Consider the following 15,688-nt stretch of genomic DNA (forward strand, 5'->3'; position numbering starts at 1 on the left):
GAAGTAGCCCCTGGCCAGGACGGCGGGGGAGGTAAACAACAAGGAATATGGCAAAAACGCCCATTAGCTACTACGGGGGCAAGCAAAATTTGGTCAGCACCATTCTGCCCATTCTTCAGGTGCCCCATGCCCGGTACGTGGAAGCGTTCGTGGGTGGCGGGGCGGTGTTCTGGGCAAAGAGGCCGTCGGCGCTGGAGTCCATCAACGACCTTGACGACCGGGTGATTAACTTCTACCGGGTGTGTCAGGCGCGGTTTGATGAACTGAACGATCGGGTGCAATCAACTCTGCACAGCGAGTCGGTGTACCGACTCGCTGGTAAGATTCTGAAAGAAGCCAAAGCCGATGAGGTGGCGTTTGCCTGGGCGTTTTGGGTGCAGACGAACATGAGTTTTGGCCATAAATTATTTGCTGGTTTTCGCTTTGCTCAAGACCACGATGAAGCCCAGACCACGCATAATAGTAAGCAGAAGTTCACCACTTTACTTTCGGAACGCCTTGCCTCCGTCGAAATCTTCTCCCGTGACGCCCTGTCGGTGATCGCCCTGAAAGACGCTAAAGACACGCTGTTCTACTTAGACCCGCCCTACGTATCAAGCGATTGCGGTCACTACAAAGGCTACACCCGCGCCAACTGGGAGGAATTGCTACATACGCTGACAACAATCAAAGGAAAGTTCGTTTTGAGTAGCTACCCCGAGCCGGAATTAGCTGAGTTGCTAGCCGGTCAGGTTTGGCACCAACACCAGATTCAACAGGCAATTGGCGTCACCGGCAAAAAGGCCGGGAAGGTCAAAACTGAAGTGATTACCAGCAACTTCTTACCCGTCACCAAACGCCAGCAATCCCTTTTCGCATGACCCCGACCGCCCCACCCCCGACCGCCCCCGACTTTGCCCTGTTCTGCGCCAAGAACAGCAGCGTCGATATTGAGTGGAAAGCCAACGCCCTGACGGTGGCACGCAGAGCCTGGGAACAACAGACGCCCTTTGAGCAGCGGGATTACAAAGCGCTGAAGGCGTTCGCGATCAGTTTGCGGCTGACCTGGAACCCAAATGGTAAGCTGGGCAAGAAGTCAGGCCGCTACGAAGCTCCGATGGGGGATTATGAACTGGAGCGGCACCTACACGACGCCCGCTACGCCAGCGATTTGAATCACCTGATTACGAACAGGTACTGGATCGCCTGCATGAGCGAGACCCACCGCGCCCGGCTCTGGAATAAGGCCAAACGCATCGGGGCGGGGTGGGATGGGGAGGGGAAGAAGTTTATCTAAAGAACGAGAATAAAAATGGAGGCATCGAAAAATATCATCACGCCAGCAGAGCGCATGAGGAATCAGGCTCAGGCTATTATAAAATTAACTACGCCAACTGGCAGGTCTGGCGCGCACGGGCATACAAAAGTTCACTACGCAAACGACAGACACACAATCGCATTTCACGCAAATGGGATGGCTGAAATGCTCCTGCTGTTTCTGGACGGGAAGCTACCTGAACGCAATGCAGACGAACCATTCTAACCCCGCCCCCGCCGGGTCAACGCGGGAGAGATAAGAGGAATTTCAATTCCACTCAGGTACGATTAGAAGAGGGCGATAGCTGTAAGGAGCTGTCTCGTATCCCATTTCAATTCCACTCAGGTACGATTAGAAGTCTCACTAAATCCTGATCGTGCCAGCGACTATCAACATTTCAATTCCACTCAGGTACGATTAGAAGCAAAAAGAGACCACCCCCGCGTCGGACGGGCTACATATTTCAATTCCACTCAGGTACGATTAGAAGTTCGATACCTCAGAAGAGGCTCTAGCAAAGGGCAATGAGCTAATACCCTCCCTTCCTATTGGCTACCAAGTATTAGCAGATACAGTACGAAAGGATTACTTCCAAAGCCAAACCCCCTCCAAACCATGAACACAACAGCACCCCGCACCAAACGCCAGAGCCGCTACGGCCTTCGCTACCTGCTACTGGAACTGCTAGAGAACATCTACGAGATTCAGCGCCTATTATGGCTCCGTTTAATCGCTATGCCCGCCCGGTTCGATGCCGCCCTGTTTGCCGATGAGGTCGCCGATAGCTTACAGAAGCCCGAAAAGGCGGAAGATATTGAGCCGATCGACCCGCGCTCGTGGCTCAATCGGGTGCTGAACGAAGGGGCCGAGGTTATGCGCCAACGACCCGGCCGAAACCGCAACGTATATTCTGAGCCGTTCGAGGTGCCGCAACACTGCAAGGAGAGCGAGGAAGGCGTACCCTACCCGCGCTGGGTAGACTGGGCGCTGATCGGGGGAACGATCCCCTTAACGGCGTTCCTGTTCTATATCGCCCCGATTCTGTTTGGCTGCATCGCGGTCGGTTGTGCGGTGGTTCTGGTGCTTCTAACGCTACGCAAATGAGCTTCTGGGATAAGGTCAGATACGTCTACGACTGGGTTCTTGTCGCCTGGCTGATGGGGCTAATCATCGCCCTGCTTGGCGGGCCGGCCTGTCTTAAACTCACCTGCCTTTATTTGACCGTTTACTTTCTCCAACCTCAACCGACAAAGAAATGAACAAACCCCGCACCAATTACGACGCCTGGGTCAGCTTTGTTTGGGCTGCTGCCATCGTGGCCATGATTGCAGCCATCGCTATTCATGCCCAGCGCGAAGCCGAACGGAAGGGTATCGCGCCCCGCCAATCAAGTATCTGGATAAACCTCAGCAAGTGAAGTATGGCAACAGAAGTAATACGAATAGGCGACAGCGTAGCGCTGGTTTCTTATGGCGAAAGCGATTTTACCTGCCCGATTTGCGGCAAAGAACACGAAGAGAAGGACTGGTACGCAAGGTACAGCAAGTCTAAGAACTGTGTAATAACAATGAAGTGCAAGGGCTGTAAAAGAAAGCTAGGTCTTACCATCGACATGAAATGTAACGTAGTAGTCTGGGAGGAAATGCCAGCCAAGAAATAACCACCCCGCCTGCCCCGATCGTGGGGCGGCATAGCCAGCGATAAGAGAATGATGATATCAGAACCACTTGTTATAAGTTCAGATTTTCAAACGCCCCCGGCGGTCTGTAATTACATGGCCGACCTCCTGCCGAACTGGATATCTACTGTACTTGAGCCAACCCCCGGAATTGGCAACCTAGTACACGCAATTCAGAACAGGGGCGCTCTTGTTTACGCACCAGAAGACGACTTCTGGACTATGCGGCATGATATCAAATACGATGCTGTAGTGATGAACCCACCCTTCACGCCAATGCAAGAGGGGTACCGGTACCTACAGGCTTGCATGGAATTATCAGATCGAGTTATCGCCCTGCTTCCTTGGTTTGTCATCATCAATTCGGAGCGACGACTTCGTGATATCAAATCGTTCGGCTTAGTGTCTGTCACCCACTTGCCGCGTAAAACTTTCCCCGGTACCAGAATCCAGTGCTGCGTACTTGAAATGAATCGCAACTACGCTGGCGATATCACTTTCAAAGATTTCAATTTCTAAACCCGCCCGGCAGCGGTACGGCCGGAAGACAAGACGATGGAAGCACTAACCAGCGAAAGCATCAAGAAAATGAAACGTGACGACGTAGTGCCTTACTACGTGGATATGATCAAACAGGACGCAGCAACGGGCGAGTTTGGCTCGGAAGAATGCAAACGAATTAACAATCTAATTATAGATCGTTGGTCGGTTGCGGCTCTCATCTACATCAAAGAAAAGGCGTGGAAACAACTCCCACAGCTACACTAACCCCAACCCGCCCCCGGCGCGGGGCATAACACGAGAGAAAGATGAGGGAAATAAAATTCAGGGCTTGGGACGGCGAACGGATGTGGTATCCAGGCGACGACAATAGGACAGATGTAGTAAAGTTCAGCTACGACAAATCAGGCAATATGGCGGCAGCTCACGTAGGGCAAGAGGATTACGACAACGACGTCTACGGACCTCGCTGGTATTCATTTGAGCCTACTCCGAAAATGGCTTTGATGCAGTCAACCGGATTGAAAGACAAAAACGGCATTGAAATCTACGAGGGTGATTTAGTCAAATGGGATGATTGTAGTAACGGAAGGTATTGGCGAGTTGCAGTCGTTGAGTTCACCCCAAGCTTGGATCTTAGGATTGTCGAAAACTCGTTGTACCCTATCTCATCCTACAAAGGCGACGTGTTCCATTACAGCAATTTCATCTACCGAGATACGCATAACCACCTAACGATAGTAGGGAATGTTTATGCCAACCCGGAGCTCTTAATCCCGTTTACAGCATGACCCACGCACCCCATATGCCCGCCCACCGCCCGACTGAGGGGGTGGGGGCAACCCGGTATGAAATGTTCTTTGCTGCTTTTCAGCGCAATCCAGACCGCTACCGCGAAGAAATGGCTGAGAATGGCACTTTCTACTACAACGAGCAGGTGAACCAATTGATCCGGCTTTCCAATAGCATCAACCACCGGATGCTGGTGTACCTGTTTGGTGAACGATTAGGTGCTCATTTCGCTGAACGCTACGTCAACGCAGACCGTAATCTGCTTACGTTCTTCTCTCTGCTCGACGAAAACTACCAGCTATTTCTGCTCCACGAGCTTAAAACCAACGACGCGCTATTTGCGCACTGCTGATATGAAACCATCAACCGAAAAACTCCACAAGTCCGCACTTCTGGCGGTAGCCTGTAAGACAATCCTGTTAGGCGTCTGCGATGATTTGAAAGAAACGACGCTGTACAAACATGCGACCAAGCAAAAGGTCAACAGCCTGACCGATGAGTTGGAAAAGTTCGTATCGCAGATGTACAAGGGTATCAGCGAGGAAGAGGAACTGCAGTTCAACGCCCTGGTCAGAACTGTAGAAAATGCAGCCTATCTCATGGCCAGCATGAGCCCTAGTGAAATTGATCGGCTCAACGCCCTGCTACTTGCCTACAAGAATGGAGAGGTCTACGAAGCCAGCAGCGACAAAGCAATGTCTGGCATGATAAATCAGAAACGGGTGCGCAAAGTCGAACCAGAGCTAATTAACTAACCACCCGCTGCCGGAAGGGGCGGGTAAAACGAAAGAAGAGGTATGGGAATTCAATTTGGAGAAGGCAAAACAGAGCAAGGCCCCGGCGTTCAGATCGATTTAACTGGCGATGAGGTAGCTACCGCCATTCACGCCTATTTGGTGGCTTATGGTATTCATATCCAAGGCCCTAGCACGATACGTGTAAACGGGCAGAAATGCATCAACGGAGATATTTATATTGACCCCTCCGGTTCAGTCGTTGCCGATGGTGACCGTTGGGACGGAAGAGGGCCTAGTTTTTAACCACCACCCCCGCCCGTGCGGGAAACAAGCGACAACGAAAGCGATGAACGTACCAAAAGAGGGGATTGACCCAAAAATGATTTCAGTTGGCAGGCATTGCCTCTTATACAAGGCGGAAACGGGCGGGGGCTACGAAGCTATTGTTGGGCATCAACTAGCTATGAATGCACAGCACCTGCTTAATACACTGAAAATTATTCGTAACGTGTCGGGCTTGATAGCGGATGAAGTTGTTCGAGAAAAGTTTGAAACGGCGATCAGAGAAGCACTTGAAAAGGCAGAGCCAGATCCTTATTATTCAAACGTAAAGCCCGAATCTCTCAGCGCCGGTGCGTAGGCCGCCCACTGCTTCTCATGCAGGGGCCAAAATACCAGCCCTTCCGGTTCCGGTACGACGACCCAGCCTTTCCCCACGTCCCGCCGGTAGACGGTGCCATTCAAGCGTAAATAAATGTGGTCAGCGTTGTTGCAGTAGTCTCCTTCCATGCCCGCAAAGGTACGAGCGCCCGGTTAATGCTGGGCGCTTTTTTTGTTGGGGGTGCCGTTTAATCAATCGATAAATTATTTTCTCTAAATGTATTGACAATTAGAAATTGTGTCGTACCTTTGATATGTCGTTAAGGTTAACGGCAGGGGTTGCAGCCCCTTCACTTAAAAACTCTTACAGTCATGGCTAATTCAATCGCAATCGACAACGCAAAAAGTGTTATCCTTTCAAAATCTGGCTATGGTAGCCAGGAGTTTATCTACAACAGTACCTGGTACCTGGACACCACCGTGCCAGGCGGTTTTGCTCAGGTACCAGGGCAAGAAAACCGGTTCGGAATTCGAACCGTAAACGCGGCAATTCGGGAACTTTTAGAGGAGGGCAAGATATATATCGCCTCTTCTTCGGTAGGCAGAATTTATAGTACAGCCGATTATGGCTTTAAGTCCGCCTTAAAAAGTAGGAATTGGGCCACCTACACTATTTAACAAAAAGCGCCCGACCTTGCAGGGTCGGGCGCAACTACTAGAAAACTCTTACGTAACCAGTAGCGTAGACAACAAAGGTATGGAAGAAATAACAAAAACAGGCTCGAATCGCTCTGGCACCGGCACGAAAGGCAAGCCAAAAGGTCCATATCGATTTTCGCCAGATGTAGCAGGCATTTTGGCTACTCGGCCCCGGGCCACGGCTTTTCTGGAAGATGCTACCCGTGTACTGTCGTGGCTGGATTCTCGCCCGGACTTGCGGCAACTACTGGCAGATGCAGCCTTTGAACAAATACAGCCCCTGCAGGCTGCTGAGCAGTATGACCCCAAATCATTTACGCCAGAAATGAGGGCAGAAAAAGAATTACTGGACAAGGTTTGGGATAGACTGCGGACGAAATGAAGCTGAAAGAGATTGTCGAAACCTTGCACGGACAAGGCTATACTGCCGAACAAATCGCTAAACGGCTGTTTAAGTCCGTAGCAACGATTCGGAAATACCTACCTCGCCAAGCTAAAGAAAAGTTTATACGTACGCCACGAGAGCCCCTTAACCTTGCCCTTTTTATCGAACGAGCGCCCCTAACGCCGGTTGACGATCTGATTGCTCAGTTCGGGCGGCCTGAACAGCATCTCCGCCGGTTAGCAACTAAGCACGGCATCACGCTCGTTCGGCGCCCTCGCAAACAAACGCCGTTTCGGCCAAGCGAAAAGGCAGTAAAGATGATTGAGACTATACGGACGCTGGCAAGCCAGGGCAAACACCAGAACGAAATCGCTAGGTTGATGGGGATTGAACGGGCAACCGTTGCTAAATACAAAAAGCGGTATGGGATAGAAATTGCAAAGGCGTACGCGCCCAGCCCTGCCGAGAAGCCACTGGAGGGGAAGGATTTGGCAGCGGAACTGCGGAAGGCGGGCAGTATTAAGAAGTTGGCAAAGCAGATAGGGATCCCTGTTCCGACAGTTAGTAAATATCTCGCAAAAAACGGAGTTGTCTCCACAAATAAGGGCGGAGCTTTGCAGCATGAAAAACGTCCTACTACCGACAAGGTTAGTGCGCTTCGGGCGGGCGGAATGTCTGTGGATGAAATCGCCCAGCAAACCGGGCTTTCCAAAGCTACCGTTTACGAATACATAAGCCGGGCAAAAGGCAACCGTAAGCCGCTTTGGAAGAAACCGCCTGGCTACAAACCGAAATCCAAGAAGGAATAACCCACCCCTCAGCCCTGCAAACTGGCGCCCTCTGCCACGTTCTCTCTCTAGGCGTAGCGGTTGTACGCCTGAGATAGTTTAACGTCGTAGCGGTTGATTTTGTAGCCCGCTCCATTGTACGCCCGGGCGAAGCCAGCCCAATCCTTCCGGCGTAGCTCGTCAGAGAGTCCCATCGAGCGAATGAAGCTGATAAACAGATCCAGTTGCGCGCCTTCCGATTCTTCCATGAGCCGGATAAATTCGCTGATTGACGCGCACCCGCACGTTGTCCAGTGAAATCCCATAAGCTGGAACATACCCCAGCTACAGGCCATTGTCGCGGCTGAGGGGCTGAGGGTGGCGGCTTTCTTAAACAGCTCCCACGAATGATTGACGCTGGTCGGATAGCCCGGTTTCAGGCGGGGGTAGGACAGTTCCGGATAAGGCTTATCGTACAGCCCTTTGGTGTATTTTGAGAAGATGTGCGGCTCGTAGCGGATAACACACCGTCCGTCAGACAGGAATCCGCTGCCGCCCGATTCGACGGCGGTAACGGCCCGAATCGTGGCTACGTCAACGCCTAATGCCGTAGCGGCCCGCTGGAAGTCGGCAGCGGTAAGTTTGGGTTTGCTCATGGCCTTTTCGTATCTTAGCTCTTGAAACGTCTTCTCTACGCTACGCCCTGACTGGCCCCCGCTGGTTGGGGCGTTGGTGGTTACGGCCGTGGTGGGTTGTTCGGCCCCGGCCCGTAGATTGTGCCGCTTGGCTTTTGATTACTCTGTACTACCCTCCCTTCCGTAGTCGGTTTTACATACTTCTTAAGTAACGCTAGTCCATCTTCTAATCTGGCATTGTCTCCGTCATTCGTCAGCCCCTGGTTTCGCAGCCGAATCAACGATCTACAAAGGGCTGAAATCGTTGCGACAACGTCGTCTGGCAGTTGCTCGCCCCCCGCCAGCTGCTCCTGCAACTTCGCTTCGCCTAGCTCCCGTACGTGGGTGCTGACGAGTTTGTCAGACCTGGAGTTTCTACCAGTACCCGGATTCGTCAGCTTGTCGCCGGGGTCGACGTCGGAAAGGGTTTGTTTACGTTTGGTCATGGCTATATGATTTAAGGGGGGCCTGGGTTTCGCTCCGCTACTAATACCCTGTTTCCATATTCTCTCGTTTGCGTCCTGAGTTTCGAACCTCAAACCAGCCGTCGCCAGTCGCTCCACGCTTTTACGCTACTAGATACCTTCCGGGGGTAGTTTTCGTCTGTCGAACGTTAGCGCTGCGGCCGCCCCAATATTGTTTACATTCCCCCACCGTTCCGCCCTTCTGACGACCACAGCAGGGGGTGGCGGGAAAGCAGGGTGGAGAGGGCGGTGTAGCGGGTCATGCGATAGCTGGCTGTTTGGCCTTCAACTGTTCTGTATAGACGGTCCATTCACTTTCGTTGAATCGGCTATCAACATAGCCGTACTTTGTCGGTATCCATTGCTTGCTATCTCGAACATGCCGTGGCTCATAACCCCGAACTTCTTCATACTCTCCTAGATCCTTATCAGCTTTGAAATTCCAGTATACCGTTGAGAATCCCCAAGCGTGGATTTCTTTTCGCAAAGCATGACAAGGCTCCCAAGGATAAGGCATTGGGGTATTGAAATATATTTCAATACTGTTGTCGTAATCGTCAGAGCCAATTGTGAAATCAATCTTTTCGTAAACTTCTGGTTCGTATTTCTCGAACAACCCAAGCAGCATATCCTCTACGCTGTCTTGTATTAGAAAAGAATCATGTAGGCGCTGCGCTATAGTGCGCGTCTGCTCTTTCTTTGCTTCCATACTTCAATTTACCATCTATTCACTTGACAGCCAAGCGATTGCGAAGATTTATTTGCGCTTCCCCTTCGATGGAATCTGCTTCACCTTGCGCGTGTCCATCGTGTCGGGCAGTACGAAGCGGGGCGGGATATTGCCCACGGGAATGACGGGGCTTTTGGCTTGACGCTCGATGCGCGTATCAATCTGACGAAGGGTGCGGGTCAGCCTGAAAAGCTGACGGGAGAGGTCGGAGATTTGGCCGGTCAGGCCGGAAACCTGCGTGGTCAGGCCCAGGTTGGCTTTGCGCTGGTCGTTAAGCAGCGTCAGTAGCGAATCGTTCTGGCGTACCAGCCGGGCCGTGCGGGCCGTGTCGTTGAGCAGTACGCGGCTATTGCGGTCCAGTTTTCCTTCTATTGAGGCTATCTTACTATCCTCCCCCCCGCCGTACTGCCGGTAGTTGAGTGCCCCGTAGGTCAGGGAGCCAAGGATAAAAATACCAATCAGTGCCCCGAGGACGGTGTTAACGACGCGCTCGACCATATCAGGGAACTGGTAGGCATCTTTATAGCGAAACCGGAGCGAGGTTCCAAAAAACAGCAGTCCCCCTGTGATCCTGACTGCGCATGTTGTTGAGTTCGGATTGGGGGTGCCCAGCGTCAGTACGTCGCCAAAGGCCAGCGCACAGGCCCCGGCGTAGGCCCACATGATGAAGATCACGAAACCCGGCAGCCGGTCGCTTTTCTGGTTCTGCTGGCTAACAATGTCTGGCGTACAGATTGCCATTGTTATTAATCCGAGTTGACTCAGAATCAATAGATACATCACTTTCCTAGTTTATCAAATGTGTCGTCTTTTTCTGCCCGTTTGTCGAACTGATCGCACAGGTAATACGCGCCAAAAGCCAGCAGGAACGCAACGTGGGGCTTCTCTAAACTAAAGGCTTTTACGATCGCCCAGTTCACGGCAATATCGGTGAAGGTCATGGCGATAAACATACCGATCGCAAAGAGAAAGAAGCGTTGACGGTTCGACTTTTTCGGGCCTTTCTTCTTATACTCCTGCCACATGATTCGCGCCGTTGACCCCATGAACGCCCAGCCGAACAGCCCCCAACCTGCCCACCCCGATAGGCTCGCAAATAGCTGACCAAGCATCGTTGCTGACCATATACCCAGCCCCCAAAATACAACAACTAGCTTATTCATTACATCAAGGGGCATCTTATTGTTTCTCAATGTGTTGAGCCGTTTACTCAACGGCAAAAAATTACGGTTCGGCGTGGAATATCTGCTACAGATTGAGTATATTTAGAGAAGAAAAGGAAATACAGACATATGGGTTAGGGTTTGCAAAGGGCTTCGGAATTCCGGGGCTTTTTTGTTTGCACGAAACGCGTTTGATGCACGTATGGAATTCTATAGTTGCACAAACTAAAGGTCTCGAATTCGATAGGTTTAAAGGTCACGGATTCGTTACCGTTAGCGAATCCTGCAACCCCATCAGCCGCTTATCCGCTGCCCGGTTCTCCCGAATCTTGCCGCTGTTGGTCAGCTTCCGGATAATGCCATTGCTTAGTTCTGCCACCCGGTCCTGCGTTTCAGCCCTTGCATCCGCGATGCCCTTACCCGTCCTGTTGATTACTTTCTCCAGATCGCTGATTTGCCCGTCTTTATTCTGAATGGTTTGGTTAGCATCCCGTAGGTCAGTTGTACGTTGTTCGAGTAGCACTCCCTGACCCGCTACCGCTGCCACAAACGCCGAATCAACCCGTAGCCCTCCCTTGCTGGTGTCAGCTAATCGCTCCGGAGCTAACAACCGGTTTTCGACCAGCCCCCGAACGGCTAGCATTTGCTGGGCAATCGCGGACATAGCCCCGACGGTGGCGCGGGTTTCAGCGTCCCGCTTTTCCCGGTCAGCGTCGGCCCTGGCCACCTTCTCGTTCTGCTCTGCCTGTTTCTGCTTCATGTCGGCAATGTCCAACTTTAGCGAAGAAATAGCCGACAGGGCGACGTTCAGACTTTCGCGCAACGTGGTGTTTTCCCGGTTCGCCTGAATCAGAAACCAGCCCAGCGTCAGCATACCCAGCACGAGTACGGAGCCGACGATCAGCGTAACGAGTCGCATCGGGTGTAGATAGTAGCCCTGTCGAGCAGGTTATGATAGTTGTTTACCTGTTGGCTGAGGCGCTGGTTATCCTCTGCCAGTGTATCGCGTTTGGCTTCCAGTACCCCCACTTCCTTCGCCCGGTTTCGCCACATGGTCGTGGCAAAAACCGTATAGACGATAAAAAGAAACCCCGCAAAAAACAGGTATTTCAGGAGCGGAAAGCGGGCTAGGGCGCTCAGAACGCCTTTTTTAATTTGTTGCAGTTGGTGTATCATCGGAAATAGGATTGATCGTGGTTTGCGTGACGGTGATCGGCAGCGGGTCTTTCACCTGCGTAATCGATACAGTGTAGCTAATCAGGTCGCGGATGATGTACGAAGTCATGCCCAGTGCCCCGGCAACGATGAGGAGCAGGATATTGATCTTGCTGTTGGCCAGATAGGTAGCCAATCCCGTCGCGGTGGTCGTTGTCGCGGAATAGCGTGAAATGCTGTCAAGTCCCCGCTTCACAATGTTCAGTATGGCCACCTGCTTTCTGGTTAGCTCCAACAGGGGCGGTATCTGCGTTGTCTCTGCCATATCAGTTAGTCGTTTGCTGCGTTTTCTACGTGGTTGGGGTCAATCGCATTGAGCAGGTTCGCCAACCATAGCCCGCCCCAGCTCAGCGCACCAAGCTCCTTGTTTTTGCCCAGCACCTTGCTGATTGTATCCTGCCATAACCCAAACGGATAGCCCACTTTTTTCACCAGAATCATGTCGAACAGATCCCGGCAGAGTACGTTACCCGCCCGATCAATCGCCAGCGCGACGGCCAGAAACGACGCGGCTGCGTATTCGCTCGGCGTCTGATTGTTCCAGCGACGCAAAGCCCGGTACAACGTCGTGGCAACGCCCGGCACAATGAGGATCGCCCCCAGCACGAGGGCGACCAGCATCAACAGAAAATTAGTCCGTAGCTGTTTCATCTTCAGGCGCTGGTTGTGGTTCGTCGATCGGTTCCGGATCAGACGGGATCTCGACTACAATTGGCGCAAGGGGCGGTTTGATCTCCGGCATAACACCGTTGTTGGCGCTCACCAACATAACCTGTACGCCCGGCTCCTGCATGACCACCAGGCCGGCCACCATATAGGCTGTCTCCGGAGAAACGTTCAGCGTTTCGGCTGACTTCTGCACGATGGTTTCGCCGGTCGCCACGTAGCGGTAGTAGGCGATTACGTCGACCCGGCCTGAGTAGGTGCGATACTGCACCTGCATGTTGGTAATGGCGGTAAAGATGATGTCGACGATCTCGTCGGTGAGCAGCTGCTGGATTTCTTCAGCAGACAGGTATTTCCAGTTGGCGCGCAGTTTTTCGGCGCTGTCGAGTTGGTACATAGCTATTGAGTAAGGGATTGTAAGTAGGAATTAGATGGCGCGTGTGGGCGATAGACAACTTTGGCGATGTGTGCATTAAGTATGCCGCTTCCTGTGTTGCGGCAACCTAGATAGATTAACGTAGGCACCCCAAACAGCCTGGTGCTGGTTATAGGAGTTAATCCCTGTCTGGTTACAGCACTGCCAGACTGATTGTAGTACATTGCGTGGTTGATGAAACCATCCGTCGGCACTGTGCCAAATTTCGCGAAGCCAGCTTCCCCGTTGTAGGCGCTCGTCCCTGTACTCCCATTATTATAAGTTTCTAAGAAGTCACGATCGTCCTGATAGGCAACTATACGTCTGTAGTTTGCTTCTGGGGGCGGAATAGTCGTCCTAACTAACCAACATCCTTCGTAAGGATTGTACCACGACCCAACCGAGAGAGAGCAAAACTCAGCCGCCCTGGTCACGCTACTGCTCGTGGTGGGGATGTAGGAGGTGGCGAAGAAGCCCACTTCTGCCTGAGCCCCCCAGATCAAAACCGGCTGAGAGGATACGAATACGTAGCGATTCCCATTCGTTGTACCCGTCGTGCTGATACGTTGCCAGCTACTGCTCGTGGTAATGGTGGTTGACGAAATGATATTATTCGTTCCTGACGTGACCACCATAATAGCGCATTGCGTATTGACCGCGTCGGTCTTAACGTAGATGCTGTTGGTAAACGTAGTGCTGGCACTGCTACTGACCTCCTGAAATATCCGGTTCGAATTGACAAAAGAAGCCTGATTAGCAGGGTTGCCGGAAACGCCTGGTACAAACCGATCTGCCGACATGGTACCGTCAGGTCCAATAGCTACGTTAGCCACAACGGAAGATGGAGGATTCGCATCATTGCCTTTCGACCAAACAGCATTATCGAAATCTGCCGATAGTCTTGCCAGATTCGTCCTGGCCTCCTCGATCAGAATTCCCCTTGGCTGCAGCGTAACGGGATCGTAATCGAACCTAGGCACATCGTTCGCCACTGTCTCAATGTTCCCCGACGCATTCACCCGTGTCGCAATCGAGTTGCGCGTAAACGTCAGGCCAGCGGGTAGCGTGCCTTTCGTGAAATCCAGCACCAGCGAGGGTGTGAACCCCTGCATCACAGGGGTTACGCTCATCTGTCCGTGTGCTGAGATGCACAGCAACAGGAAAAGAATGGTTAGCAGTCTCATTGTTTCGAGTAAAATCCGGTGAGTGTAAAGCCGCCCTGACTAGGCCGACCGACCAGCGAAAAAGCGTTATAGAGTCCCGCTGTCGTGTTCCAGTCGACTGCGCTGCCAGCCGGAAACCTGACCGTCGATGGGAACGTAGCCGTGTACCCACCAGCGCCCCCCTGGATCAACTCCAGATACAGCGAGCGACCTGGCCCAACACCTGTGATCGTCAGTGTCGTGTTACCGACCAGTGTGCCGTACACGAACGTGTTAGGCGCGGCCGACATGTCGATGGTGGCCGAGGTCGATACGTTGCCGAGATTGACTGTTACGTTCTGCACGGCGCTGATGGCAGCGTCGCGGGCGGACTGCGCCTGGTTGCGATACGTCAGGGCGTTACCCTCAGACGTGGCCGCATTGGTGGCACTGGTGCCAGCTTGCGTAGCTGACGCCTGCGCCTGCCCCGCTGAGGTGCTGGCCGACGTGGCCGACGTGTTAGCCGCGTTTCTATGCGTCAGGGCATTACCTTCGGACGTAGCTGCTGCATTCTTGGAGACCAGCGCACTGGCTTCCGACTGTCCGGCATTTGTCGCACTGTTGCCCGCCTGCGTCGCTGAAGCGGCCGACTGACCAGCTGACGCGCTCGCCGACGTGGCCGAGGTAGCGGCATTGGTCGCACTGGAGCTGGCCTGGTTGCGATACGTCTGCGCGTTCGTCTCGGACGTAGCAGCCGCATTCCGATAGGTCAGGGCGTTCGATTCTGATGTGGATGCACTGTTCGCCGATGCGAGCGACTGCCCCGCGGATGTGGATGCACTGGTGGCCGAGGTTGCGGCCGCATTCTTGTGACCCGCTGCTGCCTGCTCCGACGACAGGGCATTGCCGGCCGACGTAGCGGCTGCCGTTGCCGACGATGCCGCCTGACCGGCTGAGGAGCTGGCACTGTTGGCCTGCGTAGTAGCTGTGTTCTTCGACGTGTTGGCCGACGTGGCCGAATTGGCTGCACTGGTGGCTGAGGTGTTGGCACTGGTTGACGCATTGCCGGCACTGGTGGCGTAACCCTGCGCCTGGTCACGGGCCTGTTCAGCCCCAGATTTTGCGAATCCGGCCGCCGTAGCCGAACTGTCCGCCCGGTTCCGGGCTGCCTGTGCGAGCAGCCGATCCGCTGCGACCTGCACGCCGATCGGAGCAACCAAACTATCTACACCAGCTACGTTGATGGCGCTCTGTCTGGCGAGTTCGGCGTAGTACTGCACCAGCGCCACCGCCGGCCCCGCGTCGAGCTTAATATCCAGCACCTGCGTGCGCATATCGAGCGTCACGTTCAGGCCCGTCACGTCCGGCACGGAGATGATATTGCCCGCCGGAACGATTTCGATGTAACAGATGCCGGACCGGTACACCCGCCCATTCGCGTAGGCCAGCTTCAAATTCAGTACGTAGCGCGTGGGAGCAAGGTTGGGCAGGTTCGCATACAGGTAATCCGTCGTGTCCACCCGTTGCAAGGGGAGGCTGGCCACGGGGTTAGGTGAGGCTTCCGAGCTGCGGATTTCGGCGGTCACCGTCGTGCTCTGGCTGGGCGTGATGACCTGCCCGGCGCTCGATACAATCAGGTTGAGCGTATTGGTATTACCCTGCCGGTATTTCAGGGTAACCGGCCCCGGAGCTGGGCGTAGCTGGGCAAGTGCGGCTGCCTGAATCAGCAGAAGGAAGAGGAGTAGTTTGGCTGTTTTCATAGT

The 15,688-nt window shown here is 53.3% G+C and carries 25 protein-coding genes; 13 read left to right on the plus strand and 12 right to left on the minus strand.

Features of this window, described 5'->3' with window-relative positions:
* Positions 1–47: 47 nt before the first annotated feature.
* The 13 genes from HU175_RS22065 (at position 48) to HU175_RS22125 (ending at position 7,498) form a co-directional block, all read left to right on the plus strand.
* Positions 48–860 carry a DNA adenine methylase gene (locus HU175_RS22065; protein ID WP_176568629.1) on the plus strand — a complete coding sequence of 271 codons (813 nt, stop codon included), beginning with the start codon at positions 48–50 and terminating at the stop codon, positions 858–860.
* The gene (locus HU175_RS22070) at positions 857–1,276 is read left to right on the plus strand and encodes a hypothetical protein (RefSeq protein ID WP_176568630.1); all 420 of its coding nucleotides are present in this window, start codon (positions 857–859) and stop codon (positions 1,274–1,276) included. The genes HU175_RS22065 and HU175_RS22070 overlap by 4 nt, the downstream gene beginning before the upstream one ends.
* 636 nt (positions 1,277–1,912) lie before the next feature.
* Complete coding sequence (locus tag HU175_RS22075) at positions 1,913–2,401, plus strand: hypothetical protein (RefSeq protein WP_176568631.1); 489 nt, start codon at positions 1,913–1,915, stop codon at positions 2,399–2,401.
* Positions 2,402–2,552: 151 nt separating this feature from the next.
* Positions 2,553–2,714: a hypothetical protein gene (locus tag HU175_RS22080; protein WP_176568632.1), complete on the plus strand. Its 162-nt coding sequence runs from the start codon at positions 2,553–2,555 to the stop codon at positions 2,712–2,714.
* Positions 2,715–3,530: 816 nt separating this feature from the next.
* Positions 3,531–3,743 (plus strand): hypothetical protein, encoded by a 213-nt coding sequence (locus HU175_RS22085; protein ID WP_176568633.1) that lies wholly within the window; start codon positions 3,531–3,533, stop codon positions 3,741–3,743.
* A 41-nt stretch (positions 3,744–3,784) separates the two neighbouring features.
* Positions 3,785–4,267 (plus strand): YopX family protein, encoded by a 483-nt coding sequence (locus tag HU175_RS22090; protein WP_176568634.1) that lies wholly within the window; start codon positions 3,785–3,787, stop codon positions 4,265–4,267.
* Positions 4,264–4,620 carry a hypothetical protein gene (locus HU175_RS22095; RefSeq protein WP_176568635.1) on the plus strand — a complete coding sequence of 119 codons (357 nt, stop codon included), beginning with the start codon at positions 4,264–4,266 and terminating at the stop codon, positions 4,618–4,620. The genes HU175_RS22090 and HU175_RS22095 overlap by 4 nt, the downstream gene beginning before the upstream one ends.
* A 1-nt stretch (position 4,621) precedes the next feature.
* A complete protein-coding gene (locus HU175_RS22100) occupies positions 4,622–5,023 on the plus strand; it encodes a hypothetical protein (RefSeq protein WP_176568636.1) in 402 nt (133 codons plus the stop codon).
* Positions 5,024–5,065: 42 nt separating this feature from the next.
* A complete protein-coding gene (locus HU175_RS22105; RefSeq protein ID WP_176568637.1) occupies positions 5,066–5,308 on the plus strand; it encodes a hypothetical protein in 243 nt (80 codons plus the stop codon).
* A 43-nt stretch (positions 5,309–5,351) separates the two neighbouring features.
* Positions 5,352–5,645, plus strand: a complete 294-nt coding sequence (locus HU175_RS22110) for a hypothetical protein (RefSeq protein ID WP_176568638.1) — start codon at positions 5,352–5,354, stop codon at positions 5,643–5,645.
* A gap of 332 nt (positions 5,646–5,977) precedes the next feature.
* Positions 5,978–6,283: a hypothetical protein gene (locus tag HU175_RS22115; protein ID WP_176568639.1), complete on the plus strand. Its 306-nt coding sequence runs from the start codon at positions 5,978–5,980 to the stop codon at positions 6,281–6,283.
* Between the two features lie 79 nt (positions 6,284–6,362).
* Positions 6,363–6,686, plus strand: a complete 324-nt coding sequence (locus HU175_RS22120; RefSeq protein WP_176568640.1) for a hypothetical protein — start codon at positions 6,363–6,365, stop codon at positions 6,684–6,686.
* Positions 6,683–7,498 carry a helix-turn-helix domain-containing protein gene (locus tag HU175_RS22125; RefSeq protein ID WP_176568641.1) on the plus strand — a complete coding sequence of 272 codons (816 nt, stop codon included), beginning with the start codon at positions 6,683–6,685 and terminating at the stop codon, positions 7,496–7,498. The genes HU175_RS22120 and HU175_RS22125 overlap by 4 nt, the downstream gene beginning before the upstream one ends.
* 47 nt (positions 7,499–7,545) lie before the next feature.
* Here HU175_RS22125 and HU175_RS22130 read toward each other — a convergent pair whose 3' ends face one another.
* The 12 genes from HU175_RS22130 to HU175_RS22185 all read right to left on the minus strand — a co-directional run bounded on the left by HU175_RS22130 (position 7,546) and on the right by HU175_RS22185 (position 15,685).
* Positions 7,546–8,112: an N-acetylmuramidase family protein gene (locus HU175_RS22130; protein ID WP_176568642.1), complete on the minus strand. Its 567-nt coding sequence runs from the start codon at positions 8,110–8,112 to the stop codon at positions 7,546–7,548.
* 80 nt (positions 8,113–8,192) lie between these two features.
* Complete coding sequence (locus tag HU175_RS22135; RefSeq protein ID WP_176568643.1) at positions 8,193–8,576, minus strand: hypothetical protein; 384 nt, start codon at positions 8,574–8,576, stop codon at positions 8,193–8,195.
* 277 nt (positions 8,577–8,853) lie between these two features.
* Positions 8,854–9,303 carry a hypothetical protein gene (locus HU175_RS22140; RefSeq protein WP_176568644.1) on the minus strand — a complete coding sequence of 150 codons (450 nt, stop codon included), beginning with the start codon at positions 9,301–9,303 and terminating at the stop codon, positions 8,854–8,856.
* A gap of 48 nt (positions 9,304–9,351) precedes the next feature.
* Positions 9,352–10,065, minus strand: coding sequence for a hypothetical protein (locus HU175_RS22145; RefSeq protein WP_176568645.1), 714 nt, complete (start codon positions 10,063–10,065; stop codon positions 9,352–9,354).
* Positions 10,066–10,103: 38 nt separating this feature from the next.
* Positions 10,104–10,487 carry a hypothetical protein gene (locus HU175_RS22150; RefSeq protein ID WP_176568646.1) on the minus strand — a complete coding sequence of 128 codons (384 nt, stop codon included), beginning with the start codon at positions 10,485–10,487 and terminating at the stop codon, positions 10,104–10,106.
* A gap of 256 nt (positions 10,488–10,743) precedes the next feature.
* Complete coding sequence (locus HU175_RS22155) at positions 10,744–11,406, minus strand: hypothetical protein (RefSeq protein ID WP_176568647.1); 663 nt, start codon at positions 11,404–11,406, stop codon at positions 10,744–10,746.
* The gene (locus HU175_RS22160; protein ID WP_176568648.1) at positions 11,388–11,663 is read right to left on the minus strand and encodes a hypothetical protein; all 276 of its coding nucleotides are present in this window, start codon (positions 11,661–11,663) and stop codon (positions 11,388–11,390) included. The genes HU175_RS22155 and HU175_RS22160 overlap by 19 nt, the downstream gene beginning before the upstream one ends.
* Positions 11,638–11,967, minus strand: coding sequence for a hypothetical protein (locus tag HU175_RS22165; RefSeq protein ID WP_176568649.1), 330 nt, complete (start codon positions 11,965–11,967; stop codon positions 11,638–11,640). Before HU175_RS22165 ends, HU175_RS22160 begins: the two co-directional genes overlap by 26 nt.
* A 5-nt stretch (positions 11,968–11,972) precedes the next feature.
* Entirely contained in the window at positions 11,973–12,353 is a 381-nt protein-coding gene (locus tag HU175_RS22170) for a hypothetical protein (protein ID WP_176568650.1), read from the minus strand.
* Positions 12,334–12,765 (minus strand): hypothetical protein, encoded by a 432-nt coding sequence (locus tag HU175_RS22175; protein ID WP_176568651.1) that lies wholly within the window; start codon positions 12,763–12,765, stop codon positions 12,334–12,336. Before HU175_RS22175 ends, HU175_RS22170 begins: the two co-directional genes overlap by 20 nt.
* A gap of 2 nt (positions 12,766–12,767) precedes the next feature.
* Complete coding sequence (locus tag HU175_RS22180; protein ID WP_176568652.1) at positions 12,768–13,967, minus strand: hypothetical protein; 1,200 nt, start codon at positions 13,965–13,967, stop codon at positions 12,768–12,770.
* On the minus strand, positions 13,964–15,685 hold the full coding sequence (locus tag HU175_RS22185) for a hypothetical protein (protein ID WP_176568653.1): 1,722 nt from the start codon (positions 15,683–15,685) through the stop codon (positions 13,964–13,966). Before HU175_RS22185 ends, HU175_RS22180 begins: the two co-directional genes overlap by 4 nt.
* Positions 15,686–15,688 lie beyond the last annotated feature (3 nt).

The organism is Spirosoma sp. KUDC1026 (genome assembly GCF_013375035.1).
In the GTDB taxonomy this organism is placed as follows: Bacteria; Bacteroidota; Bacteroidia; order Cytophagales; family Spirosomataceae; genus Spirosoma.